The sequence below is a fragment of the Prosthecobacter sp. genome, from assembly GCF_029946185.1.
GTDB lineage: Bacteria > Verrucomicrobiota > Verrucomicrobiia > Verrucomicrobiales > Verrucomicrobiaceae > Prosthecobacter.
On sequence record NZ_JAQSEA010000085.1, the window covers coordinates 21,632 to 38,614 of the forward strand.

At 58.6% G+C, this 16,983-nt stretch carries 14 protein-coding genes; 7 read left to right on the top strand and 7 right to left on the bottom strand.

Annotation, left to right across the window (positions count from 1 at the left end; translation table 11 throughout):
* Positions 1–38: 38 nt before the first annotated feature.
* The 5 genes from PSV43_RS06715 (at position 39) to PSV43_RS06735 (ending at position 5,688) form a co-directional block, all read left to right on the top strand.
* The gene (locus tag PSV43_RS06715; RefSeq protein ID WP_300194808.1) at positions 39–1,025 is read left to right on the top strand and encodes a hypothetical protein; all 987 of its coding nucleotides are present in this window, start codon (positions 39–41) and stop codon (positions 1,023–1,025) included.
* Positions 1,026–1,041: 16 nt separating this feature from the next.
* Positions 1,042–2,295, top strand: a complete 1,254-nt coding sequence (locus tag PSV43_RS06720; RefSeq protein ID WP_300194810.1) for a right-handed parallel beta-helix repeat-containing protein — start codon at positions 1,042–1,044, stop codon at positions 2,293–2,295.
* A 6-nt stretch (positions 2,296–2,301) separates the two neighbouring features.
* Positions 2,302–3,240 carry a hypothetical protein gene (locus PSV43_RS06725; protein ID WP_300194812.1) on the top strand — a complete coding sequence of 313 codons (939 nt, stop codon included), beginning with the start codon at positions 2,302–2,304 and terminating at the stop codon, positions 3,238–3,240.
* A 76-nt stretch (positions 3,241–3,316) separates the two neighbouring features.
* Positions 3,317–3,535, top strand: coding sequence for a hypothetical protein (locus PSV43_RS06730; RefSeq protein ID WP_300194814.1), 219 nt, complete (start codon positions 3,317–3,319; stop codon positions 3,533–3,535).
* An 89-nt stretch (positions 3,536–3,624) separates the two neighbouring features.
* Positions 3,625–5,688, top strand: coding sequence for a hypothetical protein (locus PSV43_RS06735; protein ID WP_300194816.1), 2,064 nt, complete (start codon positions 3,625–3,627; stop codon positions 5,686–5,688).
* 782 nt (positions 5,689–6,470) lie between these two features.
* Here PSV43_RS06735 and PSV43_RS06740 read toward each other — a convergent pair.
* The 7 genes from PSV43_RS06740 to murA all read right to left on the bottom strand — a co-directional run bounded on the left by PSV43_RS06740 (position 6,471) and on the right by murA (position 14,621).
* Entirely contained in the window at positions 6,471–7,346 is an 876-nt protein-coding gene (locus PSV43_RS06740; RefSeq protein WP_300194818.1) for a DUF4159 domain-containing protein, read from the bottom strand.
* Positions 7,347–7,399: 53 nt separating this feature from the next.
* Positions 7,400–8,827 (bottom strand): hypothetical protein, encoded by a 1,428-nt coding sequence (locus PSV43_RS06745; protein WP_300194820.1) that lies wholly within the window; start codon positions 8,825–8,827, stop codon positions 7,400–7,402.
* 164 nt (positions 8,828–8,991) lie between these two features.
* Positions 8,992–11,085 carry a c-type cytochrome gene (locus PSV43_RS06750; RefSeq protein WP_300194822.1) on the bottom strand — a complete coding sequence of 698 codons (2,094 nt, stop codon included), beginning with the start codon at positions 11,083–11,085 and terminating at the stop codon, positions 8,992–8,994.
* Positions 11,086–11,127: 42 nt separating this feature from the next.
* A complete protein-coding gene (locus PSV43_RS06755; RefSeq protein ID WP_300194824.1) occupies positions 11,128–11,703 on the bottom strand; it encodes a DJ-1/PfpI family protein in 576 nt (191 codons plus the stop codon).
* 36 nt (positions 11,704–11,739) lie between these two features.
* A complete protein-coding gene (locus PSV43_RS06760) occupies positions 11,740–12,246 on the bottom strand; it encodes a hypothetical protein (protein WP_300194826.1) in 507 nt (168 codons plus the stop codon).
* A gap of 12 nt (positions 12,247–12,258) precedes the next feature.
* Entirely contained in the window at positions 12,259–13,164 is a 906-nt protein-coding gene (locus PSV43_RS06765) for a TIM barrel protein (RefSeq protein ID WP_300194828.1), read from the bottom strand.
* A 191-nt stretch (positions 13,165–13,355) separates the two neighbouring features.
* A complete protein-coding gene (gene murA, locus PSV43_RS06770) occupies positions 13,356–14,621 on the bottom strand; it encodes a UDP-N-acetylglucosamine 1-carboxyvinyltransferase (protein WP_300194830.1) in 1,266 nt (421 codons plus the stop codon).
* 138 nt (positions 14,622–14,759) lie between these two features.
* On the opposite strand from murA, the gene PSV43_RS06775 reads away from it, so the two are divergent.
* Positions 14,760–15,164, top strand: coding sequence for a BlaI/MecI/CopY family transcriptional regulator (locus PSV43_RS06775; RefSeq protein ID WP_300194832.1), 405 nt, complete (start codon positions 14,760–14,762; stop codon positions 15,162–15,164).
* Positions 15,165–15,173: 9 nt separating this feature from the next.
* Positions 15,174–16,958 (top strand): M56 family metallopeptidase, encoded by a 1,785-nt coding sequence (locus PSV43_RS06780; protein ID WP_300194834.1) that lies wholly within the window; start codon positions 15,174–15,176, stop codon positions 16,956–16,958.
* Positions 16,959–16,983: the final 25 nt, after the last annotated feature.

Below are 16,983 nucleotides of genomic sequence, written 5' to 3' on the forward strand. Positions count from 1 at the left end.
TACATCGGGCCAATCGCGAAGCCTTGATCCATCCTTGCATGAAGACCGCGCTTGTTCTGTTCCTTTCCACGCTTTGCCTCACGGCGGCACCGGTCAAGCTGGCTCCAGGGCCATCGCCAGCGGACAATCCGCTCAAGGGACTGGTGCCGTATGCGGAGCCGGAGTCTGGGTGTTTTCCGCACAGTCTGGAATTCAACTATGTGCGCTTCAGCGACCTCATGAAGGGAGTTGACAGCTTTGTTTGGCAACCTTTTGAAAAGCTGCTGAATGGAATCGTCTCGCGGGGCAATCAGGCCGTGTTTCGAGTCTGGATCGAGTATCCAGATCAGAAGTCAGGGCTGCCGAAGTTCCTGCGTGATCAGGGTGTCAAAATCACCGAATGGACGGAAACGGAAAAGAAGCCGCGCGAAAAGATCTGCTACACACCCGGCTATGAAGACGAGCGGCTGATCGGTGCGATGGAGGTCTTAATCGCAGCGCTCGGTAAGCGCTACGATGGCGATGCCCGCATCGGCTACATCACTGCCGGTCTGCTCGGTTCATGGGGAGAGTGGCACACCTATCCGCGCGAGGATCTCTTTGCCTCCGAGAAAACGCGGAAGCGTGTGCTCGCTGCGTATGCAAAAGCCTTCAAAAAGACGCCCGTGTTGCTCCGCTATCCTGTGGGCCCTAACCGCGAAGACCTCGCCAGCAATGCCGAAAAGCCCTTCGACTACCATGATGATTCCTTTGCTTGGGGCACGCTCGACACAGGCAAAGAAGAGCACCGTTGGTTCTACCCGCCATCAATGAAAAGGGCAGCATCACCCAACGCTGGCCCGTCGATTGGAAGCTCACCGGCATGCTCCCCGGAGACACTGCCCGAAAGGGGTCCGTCCAACTCGACGCCGAGTCAAAGCTCACCAGCCACACCGTCGCCCTTCGAGTCATCCACCCACTCAGCAACGGCAAGCCCCTACGCTTTGCCAATGCCGATCAAGACCGCCATCACCCCCGACTGGCTGAGTCTGGGCTATGCGCCATGAACCCCGATCCCATAAAATGAGAACCATCCAACTACTCTTTGCCACGCTCTGCCTGCTACAAACCCTGCAAGCTGCTAGCTATGATCCAGCGTGGGCGGCGATCCCGCCGCAGCGTCTCATTCAACACAACAACACGAATGGTGCCGCACTGGTGAAGGCCGTGGCGGCCTTGCAGCCAGGCGACAGGCTCGAACTCGCCAGCGGCACTTACAGTGTGGACCGCATGTGGGACATCCAGGTCAGCGGCACGGCGGACGCGCCGATCTGGATTGTCGCGGCGAAAGAGGCGAAGGTCATCATCACGCGGCCCGATGACCAACAAAACGTCATCAACATCGGTCAGGGCGGCCCGGTGAGTTATCTTTGTCTGCGCGGCATCGAGTTCACCGGCGGCAGTCACGGCATGAGGCTCGGGCATTGCAGCCACCTCTGGATCGACCAATGCCACATCCACCACACCGGCCAGGTTTGCCTCAGTGCCAACAGCGCGGATACGAATCACCTGCATCTCACACGCAATCACATCCATCATGGAGCCGGTCACGCCGAAGGCATGTATCTCGGCGCGAACAACGGCGATCACATCATGAGCGAGAGCGTCATCGCGCTGAATCACATCCACGATTGCCGAGGTGATCAAGGCGACGGCATCGAGGTGAAGCAAGGCTCCTGGGGCAACCTCATCGCCGAGAACCACATCCACGACACGCAGTATCCCTGCATCACCGTCTATGGCACCGCAGGCAAGCCCGTGAACATCATCGAGCGCAATCTCTGCTACAACAGCGCCGACAACGTCATGCAGGTTCAGGGCGAGGCCATCGTGCGCAACAACGTGCTCATCAACGGCGCAGGTGCCGGTTTCGCCAGCACCGATCATCAGGGCAAGACGCTGAACCTCCAAGTCATCCACAACACCATCCTCAACAGCGCCCATGCATTTCGCGGCGGCTCATGGAATGGCCGCGAAGGCATGATCCTGGCCAACAATATCCTCTACTCCCGTGATGCCAATGCCCTGCACTACGCCAACGGCAACGCAGCTGTCATCAGCAGCGGCAACGTCGTCTTTGGCGATGGTCCCAAAGACGGCTGCGTGAAAGGCCGCGGCTTCGCGGACTTCCCCAATGTCAGCCTCGATGGCAGCAAGCACGACGCCACTCCCGCCCGCGATGCGAAACTCGACCACGCCGATCCGAAACATCTCCTGCCTACCGATTTTCAGGGCAAGACTCGCACTCAGAATACCAGCGGTGCCATCGCTCCCTAATCCACGATGAAAACGCAAATCCTCATCCTCAGCACATTCACCCTCTGTGCCTTCGCCCAGCAGCAGCAGCTCCAGCCAGGACCCAATGCCGATCTCGGTGGTGCTTTGCTCATGCCTGCCGATGATGAATGGAACCGCGATGTGTCGAAGGATGAGGTCGATCCGCTCAGCGATGCCATCATTGCCTCCATCGGTGTGGAGACGGGCTTGCATGAAGACTTTGGCATCGTCTGGAAGGGACAGCCGGGCGGCATTCCTTACTACGTCGTGAGCGGCGATCAGCCGAAGGTGCCCATCACCTTTGAATACGCGGATGAGAGTGATCCCGGCCCGTATCCGATCCCTCCGCAAGCTCACATCGAAGGCGGTCCGCAGGCGGAGGGCGACCGCCATGTGCTGGTGCTCGATAAGGACAACTGGAAGCTCTACGAGCTGTTTCATTCCTTCCCACTCGATGGCGGCAAAAGTTGGAAGGCGAGCAGCGGAGCCGTTTTCGATCTCAAAGCACCGAAACCACGCCCCGCGGGCTGGACGAGCGCTGATGCGGCGGGGTTGCCCATTTTGCCCGGACTCGCCCGCTACGACGAAATCTGCGGCGCGAAGAAGCTCACACATGCGCTGCGTTTCACGGTCAAAAAATCACGTCGCGCCTATGTGCCTCCTGCCACGCACTTCGCCAGTCCGCACAAGGATGAAAACCTGCCGCCGATGGGCATGCGTGTGCGACTCAAAGCAGACTTTGACACCAGCAAGTTCACTGGAGCCGCCAAAGTGATCCTCGATGGCCTCAAGACCCACGGCATGATTTTGGCAGACAACGGCGGCGATTGGTTCATCAGCGGCGCACCGGATGATCGTTGGAATCACGAAGAACTGCTGCCCATCCGCAAAGTGAAGGGAAAAGACCTCGAAGTCGTGAAAATGGGACCGATGACGACACGATAAGACGCAGCTGATGTCCACCACCCGCCTTCCGCGCCCTCGCGTGCAGCTCTGAACGCTGCGCCTGATGACTGCACTCATGCTTACCGGTCTGTCGGGTGCCTTGTTGCCCGACATGAATGGCACTCGGTTAAAGCTGTGCTTCCTCTTTTGGGCCATTTCGCGGGATTTGCAGCGCTACCAGCCACTGGTGCGTGTGAGTGGCTTGATCATGGTGATCGCTGGTCCGGCTTATCTCTCCATTGATCTGCAATGCCCGCTGCCGCTGGGGTGGGTGCTGATGGACAGCGCGGGCTGACGTTGCTGTGGGCATGCCCGCCAGTAAAGAAGGCTGTATCAGCCGATTGCTGAGACACCTTTGCGAAAATCGGGCGTTTTACACCCCCCATGCGCTTCCTCTTCCTATTTCTGCTCACCTCACTCCTCAAAGCGGAAAACTCCACCTGGCATCCTTTTGGCCCGGGAGGCGGTGGTTGGATCGAGGATGTGGTCGCACATCCGACGAATCCCCAGGAAGTTTGGGCGATGACGGATTTGTCCGGCCTGTTTCGCTCCCAAGACGCCGGTTTGACGTGGAGAAAAATGTCTGCCGATGTCGAGCGTGGTGTCATGGCTCGCAAACAAATCGCTTCGCGTGGCCGGCAGTTTGCCATCGACCCAAAAAACCCGCAGCATCTCTACTGGGGCACCTGCAACATGATCTGGGCCAGTCACGATGGCGGTGTGAAATGGCAGGCCGTTTATGGCAAACCACCTGCTATCGGCGATGACAAAACACCCGGCATCGGTCATACCATCGCCGTTTCAGCGGATGGCAGTGTACATGCTCTGGATCACGATAGTATCCTGCGTGTCTCTCACGATCACGGTGCGTCTTGGAGTGAACTAACTGCGCCCCCCATCGCGAAGAATTCGTCCTATACACCCGCGTTTCCTTTCTTCCTCGCCGATGGCACACTTTGCGTCGCATGTCGGCCATCTCCGGGCCTCGCGATCTCCAAAGATGGCGGCAAGACCTGGAGCATGGCCTTGCCAGACAGCATCATCCTCACCGCGCGCGCCGCGCCAACAGGTGGTGGCGTCTTCGCGTTTGATTCGACGGGCAAACTGCATCGCAGCAGCGATAGCGGCAGCACTTTCATCGTCGTTAAAGAGTCGCCTCATCAGTGGGAGCCGGAAACGCGTTTCGCGGGTGGTCTCGCGGTTTCAAAGGAGGGAAAAGTCATGCTCTGGTCACTGGGCCAGCTCGTCGTGAGCAACGATTGGGGCGCTACGTGGACGCGGCATCGCATCGAGACGCATTGGGATCGCGGCAGCTATCCCGGCATGAACCGCCATGCATCGCCCGAAGGCAAATGCAGCACACTCACCGTCACTGCCGATGGCAAAACGTGGCTGAAGTGCGACAGCTCGCTCATGTGTCGCAGCACGGATGACGGCGTGAGCTGGACCGGCAGCACCACGGGCCTGCAAGTGCTCTGCTACTTCCAAGGCCCCGCCATAAGCCCGCACGATCCAAAGCAGACGATGGTCGCCGCGCTGGATCAAGGTGTCTTCAAAACCAACGATGGCGGTGCTTCATGGCAGCCCATGCGCATCCAGCCCGAGTGGTGGAATGACAAGTGGCAAAACCACGACGGCAGCGTCGTCAAAGCGCATCCGAAGTTGTCGAAGACTTGGTTTGCCATCATTCACGGCCACGGAGGCACGCGGCATCCGCGTCTGCACCGCAGCGATGACGGCGGCGAGACTTGGAAGCTCGTGCTCGACCTTAAGGAGCAGTTCGGCGGCGAGTGGGGCAAGTGGCTCGACGACAGCGAGATGGGCGATTTGTGCTTCGATCCCTCGAACCCGGAGGTGATGCACCTTTGCAACTACCAGCTCGGCGTTTTCAAAAGCAGCGATGGCGGCCAGACGTGGAAGCACACGCTGAAAACCAAGAACGCCCTCAGTCTCATGACCAGCCCCAGCGGCCAGCATGTGTATCTGCAATGCCTCAAGCGCACCGGCCTCTACGCCAGCCATGATCACGGCGAGACCTGGGCCGTCGCCCATGCAGCCGATGGCATCGACGGCATGGCTCATCATCCGAAGGAAGAAAGCACGCTCTTTATCTCCGACGGCCAGCACGAAAACTACTGGAGCTACAAAGGCGCACGTCCGGCGAACCTCCTCAAAAGCACCGACGCCGGTCAAACCTGGACTGAACTCGTCGCGTTCGACAGCGGCCCGCTCTACATCGACCCCGTGAAGCCCGAGATCATGCTCATGAGCACCCTGCATGGTGGCAAAGGGATCCTCCGCAGCACCGATGGCGGCCAAAGCTGGCATGACTTCCATCACGACGCCCCCAGCTACACCGTCCGAGGCTTCACCTACGGCGGCACACCCGGCAGCGTGATCTATCACATGTTCGGCAACATGGCCCGCACGGTGCGGTTGTATGAATAAAGAGAGCACGCTATAAGTTGGAAAAGAGAGTTACTATTCGAGCCGCCTGCACTGCGACGCTCGATCCGGCTGGGTCTTGAGCGCATAAAAATCGTTTCACTTCTCCTCATTGTTGTCACCCCCTCTTGGCTCCAGATGATACGCCGGTGCGGCCTGAGGTGAAGAAGCTCGTTGAGCGCATGAAGAGGGCTTTAAAAGCGAGTGCTGACACCGCGCTCGAAGCCTGCTGGCATTAGCCTGAGGTCGCCGGGAAGGTGAGGGCTACCGAAGCAGTGAAGGAAGGCAAGGCTGCCGCCCCAAGAGCTGGAGTAAGAGATCCAAAAGCAGGCGAGGAACCCCGAAGCCACCGCCATCCGGGCGGGTCAGATGCCGTGCATTGATAGGCAAACACTTTGGCGAACTCAGCCACATGACGCTAACCTCTGTGGAGTTCGATGTGAATTAGGATGCTGTGGTCGAGAAACCCCGATACTCGAACGTCAAAATCAGACTGCGTAATGGTGGCGGCACTCATTCGAAGATCGAGGTCGATGATGCAGTACAAATCGACGAGTTGTCCGACGGGGATTGAGTCGAGGAAGTATAAAACAGATGTATTAATCTGCAAAAAGAACTGCGTAGAACCTCATTTATACAGGTAAAACAGAGCGAATTGCCGTTAATGTAATAGGACACTCCTGTCTGTCGATCAGCGCCCCCCAACCACCCCAGACCGACAAGCGTACCCACCTCACCTCGCTTCACACAAATCTTCCACCCATCACGCCACCACTCCAGACGCTCTAATGCGTCAGCGCATAAAACACAATGTTAATGCCCAGCGGATACGCATGCTTCTCCGACACGTTGCTAAAATACCACGGATCACTCTGCTCCTGCTCCCACCCATCGCCCAGATCATTGTTCAGGCAGATCAGCATCACCATGCGGCCACGATCATCAAACACAGCCCGAAATCGCGGCGTCGCCGAGTCCGTCCGGATCTCATTGCGCATGTTCGTTTTGCCATGCTTGCGCATCTCCTCCCAGTATACATTGCTGTGCACCTGCGGCGGTGACGGCAGATCAAACACACAGTGAAAAATGGGATGCTCCGGCTTCAATTCCTCGTAGCCCCTGTCCGGCCAGATCTTCTTAAACACCGGCTCAAACCCCTTCCACTCATCCCCGCCCCAGAAATCATCCAGCAGCAGAAAGCCACCGTTGAGCATATACTCACGCAGCACCCGCGCCTGCTCAGCACTGATGTCCATGTTCCCTGGTTCAGAGACATAAATCAGCGGATGGTGCCGCAGCTGCTCCACTTCAATATCAAGAATCACCGGATACGGATTCACCTCCACCGAAGTGAGCTGATGAAGACGAAACGAAAAATTCAAATCAGCCTCCGGATAATCCGCCGTCCATCGCAAACCACGCCGAAACGGATAGCACAGCCGCGCAAAGGTAAAAACATCCTCCGGCAGTTCCTCAGACACCTTCCACAGCGGCGCATTCTGCCCGAAGTGTCGCCAGCCATTGAACTGACGCGCATCACGCGGAAACTGGATTTCCCTGCCCCGGTAAATCCCACGACGAACCTCCGGCACGCCCTGGGAAAGCAAACTCCGCAGAGCCAGCAGCCCAAGGCATGGCAGCACCCATTTCCAGAATTTCATGAGCCTCTTTTACCCGAAGCGACTAATCAAAAGCCAGATCTTTTTGACCGAGTTCAGTCAGCAAGAAGCTTGTTCACCGTATAATAGGCCATGCGATGCCACAGCATCGTCCCATCTTTCGCCTTGAGCTTTGGCAGCTCAAACTCATGCACGTAGCCGGTGCGCAGCTCCCCACAGGCCACCTCCAGCACCAGCCCATCCTCAGATAGCTTCGCGCTTGAAATACTGAGCGGCTTCGCATCCAGCTCATCCCCACCATACTTGCTCTGAAACGGATACGTGTAGCTCTGCCCCGTCAGCTCACCCACACTTGCCGTGTCCACCGGCAGCGTAAACGTAAAGCGAAACCCCGCTTTCGTCAGTTCCATCTTCTCCACCTCCAGCGGCGTCTTCTTCGTCCACACCACCCGCTGCAAACCAAACGGCCGATTCCCCTTGCTGTTCCACCCACGATTCGACTGCCCGACCACCAGCGATCCATCCTGCAAAAAATTCAGCCCCAGCGCCGCGCATTGCAGCCCATCCACAAACGGAAAACACGCCCCTTGATACTCGCCGCCCACCTTCTCCAAAAACACACGATTCACCCCGCTCAGCACAAACTCCCCGAGAAACATCTGCTTCTCAAACGGCCCAAACTTACCGCCGCTTTTATCACAGGCGATCCCCGTGCCGCTCTGCCCCATCTTCACATACGGCAGCCACACCGCAGGCGGCGTGTACCCCTGCACCGTCTTCATCGCCTCAGCCACCGTGATCCCATCCGGCTGCTTCGCCGCGATCTTCACCGGCGACTCCGGCCGCATCGCATCAGGGATGGATTCCGCATGTGAAAAGTACGCCCCCTTGCGCGCATGCATCAGCGGCGTCGTCGGCATCCAGTTGCCCTGCTGATCCGTGATAAAAATATCCCCCTCCGCATTCTGGCCAATGCCACACGGACTGCGAAATCCCGCGCACCACGGCTCCAGTTTGCCCTCCGGCGTCGTGCGCACCACCCAGCCGCGCCACAGCGGATGCTTCTCCTCATCGCCCGCACCCTTCCAAGCCTTGCCCATGCTGGAATTGAGCGAGGTGTACAGATTCCCCGCCGCATCAAACACCGGCCCATACGCATACTCATGGTAAGCCCCCGACACCCCCCAGCCCGTGGCTGCGCTGAGATACTCATCCGCCTTGCCATCGCCATCCACATCCCGCAGCTTCGTCACCTCAGAACGCTGCGTCGCATACAGCGCCCCCTCATGCCAGGCCAGTCCCAGGATCTCATGCAGCCCGCTCGCAAACAGCTTGAACTCCGGCTTCGCCACATCCCCCGGATTCTGCGCGATCCACACCTCACCCTTGCGCAGTCCCACCGCCAGCCTGCCATCCGGCAGCACCGCGATACCGCTCGCCTCAAAATTCACGCCCTTCGGCAGCTCATAGGTTTCAGTCCTGTAGTACTCAGCCTGCTCCTGCGCCACCACTGAAGATGCCATCAACAAAAGCGCGAGAGCGTCCCGGAGTGCGGTGCCCTTCAGCACCGCTTTCCGACACGCCACGAAACTCTCGCCCACCCATCGCCCCAGCGAAGCGACAAATCCAAACACCCTCATCAAGGCAGGACTTCCCTCGCCTCTCCGCAGTCCCAAAACTTTCGCTCCTACCATGACAAGATCTCCTTCGTTAGCTTTCCGTTTTTGCTGATCACACGCTCAAATCCACCCTTCACCACCCGCAGCGTGTCCTCCACCTGCTGCCCATCCTCACGATATCGGAACGTCGGCACCCCATCCTTGCCCAGGGTATAGCCGCCAAACACGCGCGCACCCGTCGCCGCAGGCATCTCCTTCACATTCGTCCCCAGCGGCTTGATCGGAGGCATCGAGCGATCCTGCCAGTTGCTCATCGCATCCAGGAATCGTCCTTTCCAAATCACCGTCCAGCGGCTCGTCTTCGCATCAAACAACGCATTCAGTCCACCCGGAAAACCCACACCAATCGCATGTGAACCGGCACCTTCGATGAAGCTTCGGAAGATGATGACTCGCTTTTCCTTACCAGGCTTCAGTTCAAAATCCGCCGACGACATCAGCCCCTCCGGCAGCGACTGCCCTTCCACCTCACGCAGATATGTCCAAATGCTTTCGATCTCCTGATCCGCCTTCTTTCGGCCCACAAACATCGGCGGCATCACCGTCCCAGGCTGCGTCACCTGCGGATTGAGCAGCAGCTCCTTGAAATACTCCGGCTGCAAACGCTCGACCGTATGCGTGAGGCGGATCACCGGAGGCCCCAGCGATTTACGATCCTTCAGTCCATGGCACGCCACGCACGCCAGCCCCTTCGCACCCAGTAGCTGCCGCCCCGCCTCCGCCCGGTGGTGCTTCGCCAGCCCACTGACATCAATCTCAAGCGGCTTCTCCAAAGCATCCGCCGCATTCAGCCACGCGATCATCATTTCCGTCTGCTCGCTGCCAAAGCTCGGCATGCGGGTGTCCATGTAGGGCCGCACGCTGCCGTCCTTGCCCCACAAGATTTTTTCAAACCACCCACGCGTCAGCTTGCGCCCCACCTTGTCGAGATTCGGCGGCAGATTTCCCAGTTGCCCCAGCGACTCAGCACCAGAATCATTCACGCCAAAGTACTGCGCGCGGGGGTCTTCGGGGCCGCCCTTGCCATCGCGATCATGGCAGGCGTAGCAGTTCAGCCGCGTCATCTGCCAGTCCACTTTTTCGTGCGCGGTCAGCTTGGGGGCGTCCCCTTTCTGCACCAGGGCCAGTGCGAGTTTGAGCGCGCGCTTTTCGAGGTCGTTGAGATCAAAGCGCGGGGTGCCGGAGGGCTGCTTTTCCGCGAGACATCCCAGATCAGCCGAGAGGTCTTTCATGGGCTGGGTGGGGGTGGCTGTTGCGGTGACGGGTGAATCAAGCTTGTGGCAGGCCACGCAGTTCATCTCCTGAAAAATCTTGCGACCCTTCTCAGCGCCTTGGCGCGGGATTTTTAAAGCGGCACGTGCTTCAGCTTTCTCTGCGACGCGGCCTATGTGCAGATAGGCCGCGATGTCCGAGGCCTCCTGGGCTGAGAGGCGCATGTCCGGCATGCGGCCTGAAGGGCGGAGCGTGAGGGGGTGCTTGAGGAAATGCGAAAGGGCGGTGAAGGCATAGGCATCCGCCAAAGCAATCGGCACAGACGCATTGCCCGGCTTATCGACCTCGGCTTCTGCCGCGACCTTCGGGGGACGCGCGTCTTGAGCGGGCTCATGGCAGGCCACGCAGCCGACTTTGTGATAGAGTTCCTTGCCACGCTCCACGTCCCCGGCGGGCACCTGCGGGACGTCCTGTTTCAGGCTGCTGAGGTATTCCACCAAGGCCTCGACCTTTTCATCATCGCCTTCCGCGCCTGCAAACAAACCCGGCATCTGCGTGCCTTTTTTTCGCGACTGCGGGCTGCGAATCATGAGCCACAGCGTGTCGGGATCCAGCCGTGAACCGACGCCACCCAGATGAGGTCCGGCCTTGGGCTTGAGACGTTCCTCCCAGGACTTCGGCACCGCGTGGCAGGCGGTGCAGTTCAGCTCCCCGAGCAGCAGCAGGCCGCCGTTTACCAGCGACTCGTCCGGGTCTTCGGGGATGTGGAACTGATCAAACGTGTAAACAAACGCGTGGTTGATCGGCTCTGCCTGGAGAGGATGGGCCTGGAGCTGGCCGCAAAATAACGCAGAGATCGCAAAAAGGGTCCAGAGTTTTGATGAATTCATTTTTGCGCTTTTTACGTCACTTTGCGGCCATTCAAAATCCGATTAAACTCCCATCTTCGCACGCTCGGTATCCAAGGCCTTGATCCAAGGCGCAATGAAATGCCCGGAATCATGATAAGTGCGGCCCGAATACATGTGCTGGTCGATGACGCAGGGCTCATTCACGTAGATGCCGCCGCAGATTTCCAGATCAAATTTGCACTTGGCCACCGTGGCCATGCGCAGGCCTTTCACAATGTCCGCACGCGCAGGGATTTCCACGCCATGGCACACGCTCGCGCAGGGCTTCTTCTGCTCCCAGAACCACTTGGTGATGCGGATGAGATCAGCATCTTCACGAATGTACTCAGGGGCGCGACCACCACTGAAAAAGATACCGACGTATTCCTCAGGGTTGATGTCCTTGAAAGCGATGTCGGCATCGATGCTGTAACCTTCCCACTCCTTGGTGATGGTCCAGCCGGGCTTAACCTCATGCAGCACCATCTGGTATTTCCGTTTTTCCGGCGCAGCCACCACCGGCGTGTAGCCGCCCTCAATGAGGCGGTAAAAAGGATACAGCGTGTCAACGGTTTCAGTGGCGTCACCGACGATGATAAGGACTTTGGCTTCGGACATGGTTTGTAGTGTGGTGGTTGAGTGTAGTTGCGTGGGTTAATCTGTCTCTCTGAAATAGAAAATGCCTTTTTCCTGGTCGATCCAAATTTCGGGAACGGAGCAGCCGGGCTTCCCTACATGCAGTCCTCGCTTGAGTGTACCCAGGGCAAACCAAGGCGTTGGCTTGAGCGTGGAATTTTCGATGTAACCAACATGATCAACTTTTTCGGTCGATAACTCGTCTTGCTTCGGCATGCCCTTGTCATGCCGGTTCTTCTCGTCCCATTTCAAAACCTCAGCGACATGCTGTTCACAAACAGAAACCGGGGCTTCAAAGCGCACCAGTAATTCGTAGGCAAATCCAAATGAGTATTGTGCGATCTGAATGTTGTGAGCAGTGCTCGGCAAAGGGAAACGGATTCCTTGTTTGAGAGCTTCATCACGCGACATTGGCACATCATTGCGCTTAATCGTCGGCCTGGCACATCTGGCAGCAGTCACCGCGAAAAGCACGATCACTGCCGTCGATATCCAAAGTCCCCAATGCTTGAATTTAAAAGTCATCTTTTGATGAGATCACATCTGCGTGACGATTGAATCCAAATAATCTCTGCCCCGCACGATTTCCGCCGTCGTCTCCGCCGCTGTCGGCATGATCGGAATACCACGCGGTGTGGGGTGCATGAAGATTTCCGTGGGACCGTTAAAACGGATGTCCTTCAGAGCTATCAGCAGCGGCTTCCAGTCGAGCTTACCACGTCCCGGCATCTGCTGCAGTTCCTCATCCTTCGGCATCGCCTTCATGCAGCCCATGCCGTACTCCCAGGCATAAAAGAGGGTCATCTTTTGGTCGATGTGCTTGATGAGATCCGCCAGCAGCGCGGAGTCCTGTGGCAGATGATAGGGAGCGAGTGCGATGCCAATACCAGGAATGCCGCGAATGCCATCCGCCAGCCAGCGCAGTGAGTCCGGGGTGTCGATGAGGTTGTTGATGTGGTTCTCAACGCCAATCGTGACCCCGTTCTCCGCAGCCAGCGCAGCATGCGGCTTCATCTTTTCCACGAAAGCATTCACATTCACCTTCAGCTGCTGCGGTGACACCTTGTAGTCCCCCGCACCACCCGTGACGACAAACGTGCCACCCATCTTCTTCACAACCGGGATCTCGTCCGTCAGCTTGAACGGTCCCAGATCATACCGGGTGCTGCCGCCAAAGCTGAGCCCCTGTTCCTTGAGCATGGCGGCGAATTTCTCATGGCCGATGGCATCCATCTCCTCGCGCTGCGTGCCGTGTTTCTTGGGCCAGAGTTCGATGGCTGTGGCACCGGTCTTCTTCACTTCGGGGAGGATCTCAGCGAGTGGGAGGCTCCCATACATCGCGGAGGCGAGCATGTAATTCAGCTTCCACGGCGGCTCGGCGGCGAACGAGGGCGCGACAGCAAGAGCGGACAGGGATTGCAGGAAGCGGCGACGGTTGCTCATGTGTGAATAAACGCTGGCATGAGGTGCAGTTCATTCAGACTTTGGGTTACCTTCTTCAGGTTTTGCGGCGGGTGGCAAGAACCTGGAAGTGGGTGGGGGGAAGCGGAGAAGTCAAGGGGGCAAGGCTTGTCAAGGAGGGTCAAGGGCAGCACCTTGACCTCTTGACTTCCTGACGACTCTTTGACCTCCCCTCACTTATCCTGCACCCGCTCAAGCTGCGCACCCAGTGCCGCCAGCTTGTCATCCAGATGCTCGTAACCACGATCAATGTGATAGAGGCGGTGAATCTCGGTCTTGCCTTCAGCCACCAGCCCAGCGAGAACCAGCGCGGCTGAGGCACGCAAATCTGAAGCCATCACAGGAGCGCCCTTCATCACACTGCCACCGCGAATGCGGGCGGTAGCACCCTGGAGATCAATGTTGGCTCCCATGCGCTTCATTTCGGCGCAGTGCATGAAGCGCTGCGGGAAGATGGTTTCAGTGATGGTGCTGGTGTCATTGATGACACAGGCGAGCGCGCACATCTGCGCCTGCATGTCGGTGGGAAAGCCGGGATAGCAGAGTGTGGTAAGATCGAAGCCTTTGGCATTCGGATTGGGCCGGACGGTGATGCTGTCCTTGGTGATTTCGATGGGGAAGCCGCATTTGATCAGCGCATCCGTGATGGTCTTCATGTGCTCTGGCATGACACGCTTCAAGGTGACGCCGTCACCCAGCATCGCGCCAGCCACGAGGAAGGTGCCGGCCTCGATGCGGTCAGGAATGACGATGTGCTCTGCGCCATGCAGTTCCTTCACGCCTTCAATGGTGATGCGGTTCGTGCCTGCGCCTTCGATCTTCGCGCCCATCTTGATGAGGAAGTTCGCCAGATCTTCGACCTCCGGCTCAGCGGCTGCGCCTTCAATCGTGGTGGTGCCTTTGGCGAGCACTGCGGCCATCATGACATTGTCCGTGCCGAGCACGGTGGAGCCGTGCTTGCCCATGAGATTCATCGGGCCGCCTTTGAAGCCTTTTTTGGCATTCACAAAAATGTCGCCACCTTCCACGAGGATCTGTGCGCCGAGTGCTTCGAGACCTTTGAGATGGAGATCGACTGGACGGTCCCCGATGACGCAACCACCCGGCAGAGAAACCGTACACTCCTTCAGCCGCCCCGTGAGCGGGCCGAGCACGCAGATGGAGGCACGCATTTTGCGCACCAGTTCATAAGGCGCGACGGATTTGATCTTCTCCGCCTTCACGACCACGACGCCGCTGGCTCGCTCCACCTCCGCACCGAGTTCTCCGAGGATGCGCACCATGTAGTTGGTATCGCTGAGATCAGGCACTCGGCGGATGGTGCAGGTGTCTTTGGTGAGCAGCGTCGCCGCGAGAATGGGCAGCGAGGAGTTCTTTGAACCGCTGATGTTGATGCGGCCCTTAAGAGGTGCGCCGCCGTGAACGATGAGTTTTTCCATGAGTGAATGCTTTGTGCTGCGAAAAGAGGCAGTGGCAAGCCATTCTTCGAATTCCTGCGACCAAATAGATTCTTTAAAAAAAGCTCTTGCCCATTTGGATTACATGCGTAATCCGTGGATCACGTTTGTAATCCGACCATGGCACGCCGCACACCAACACCTCCCGCCCCGAAGATTTCCGATGCCGAATGGACGGTGATGAAGGTCCTGTGGGAACGCGGGACCAGCACTCTGGCCGAAGTCGTCAAAGATCTCGAAGGCCGACTGCACTGGAAGCCGCGCACGGTGCAAAGCCTCATCCGCCGCCTCACCGACAAAGGGGCGCTCGCCGTCGAAGCCGTGGGCCGCGAGTTCCGCTACACCCCCGCCGTGGCCCAGGACCAATGCCAGCACGAAGAGAGCCGCAGTTTCCTGGATCGCGTCTTCAATGGCCGCCTCACCCCGTTCGTCGCCGGGCTCATGGATCGTGAAGATGTCTCGCAAGATGACCTCGCCGCGCTGCGTGAAGTGCTAAATCAGGCTGAGAAAAAACTCAAAAAGTAGTCCCATCCCATGAATGCCGACACCCTCCTCCACTGGCTGCTGCGCACCTCGCTTGAGGCCAGCCTCTTGATCCTCGCCGTGCTGGGACTGCGCCTCATGCTCGGCACACGCCTCAGTCCCGCATGGCGCATCGGCCTCTGGCTCCTCGTCGGGGCCAAGCTAATTCTCCCCGCCTTCATCCCCGCAGGCTTCGGCCTCGGAGCCTGGTTTCAGCAGGATGCAGTGGCACAAATTTCCCCCGCTCCCGCAGCTTTCGTTTCCCCCACCGATTCAGGCAACCCGCAGATTCTTTCTGATTCAACCCGTGTTGCCCCTGAATCTGCGGGAATCCTTTCTGCATACACAGTGGCTCTCGCCCTCTGGCTGACGGGCACCCTCTTCGTTCTCGCCGCTGCACTTCACCGCCAGCGCCGCTTCGATCTCACTCTCCGCCAGCGCCCACTCGCCACCGCGCCCCTCCTCCGTGCCCTCATCGCAAGCCTCTCTCAAAAGGCAGGCATCCATCCGTCCACGCGTATCATCCTGATGCCACCAGGCACCACCCCCGCCGTCGTCGGTATCGCTCAGCCAAGCATCCTTCTCCCCGAAGATTGGCAGACACGCTTTGACGAACACAGCCTCCGCCACGTCCTGCTCCACGAACTCCTCCATGTGAAGCAGCATGATTTGATCTGGAACTGGGCCGCCATCGCCGTGCAGGCGCTCCATTGGTTCAATCCGCTCGTCTGGTTCGTCGTCTCACGCTTTCAGGCAGACCGCGAACTCCGCTGCGATGCAGGCGTGCTCGCACTCCTCTCCCCCACCGAGCGCCTCGACTACGGCCACACCCTTCTCCGCATTCAGGAAACCTTTTTCGCACCACCGGCCATGGCAGGGTTGGCCCCATGCGTGCGCAACCACCCCACCCTGCGCCAACGCATCCATATGATAGCCCACCCAACCGCCCGCCAGCCTGTACTGCAACTGCTGCTCGTCCTCACGCTGAGCACACTCGTCTGCTACTCATTTACCACCGCGCGTGCGGCGGAAAAACAAGTCCCCGCCAAAGAGCGCAGCCGTGAGGGCGCGCGCGCTCCCGAAGCTGAAAAGCCCAAGACCGGCGCAAGTGAAGAGGGCAGCCCTGCACGCACCCGCGAGGGTGACGGCGGAACGAAAAAGCCCGGCATACGTGAAGGAGACGGTGGCACCAAGAAACCCGGAACAGGCGACGGTGAAAGCACTCGTAAAACCGGCGCACGCGATGGTGATGGCGGCACGAAGAAGCCTGGCATGCGTGACGGCGAAGGCGGAGCGAAGAAACCTGGCGCTCGTGATGGGGAAAAACCACGCACTGGAGAACGTGAGGGCGAAGGCAGCAAGAAGCCCGGCATGCGCGAAGGTGACAGCGGAACCAAGAAACCCGGTGCACGCGATGGGGAAAGCACCAATAAAACCGGTGCCCGCGATGGAGAAAAGCCGCGCACAGGAGAGCGTGATGGTGAAGGCGGCAAAAAGACCGGCGCACGAGATGGTGAAGGCAGCAAGAAAACGGGAGCCAACGACGGCGACAAGTCCGACACCTCGAGCGAGACGATCACTCTCCGCGTGATCAAAAATGGCGAGGCCGTGTTGGTGGGTGAAGAAGAAGTCTCCATGAGCCGCCTCCGAGGCCACCTCAGCACCTTCCTTCCCGACCACGCCGCAGCCAAAGTCGTCGTCACCGGCGACGACAACATCCCGCTGAGCGCACTTCACAACACCGTCGATGCCGTGCGTGACAACGGGAACAAGAAGGTCGGGATCAAGGTGGAGTGAGCGGGAGCGGGAGGCGCGCAAAGAT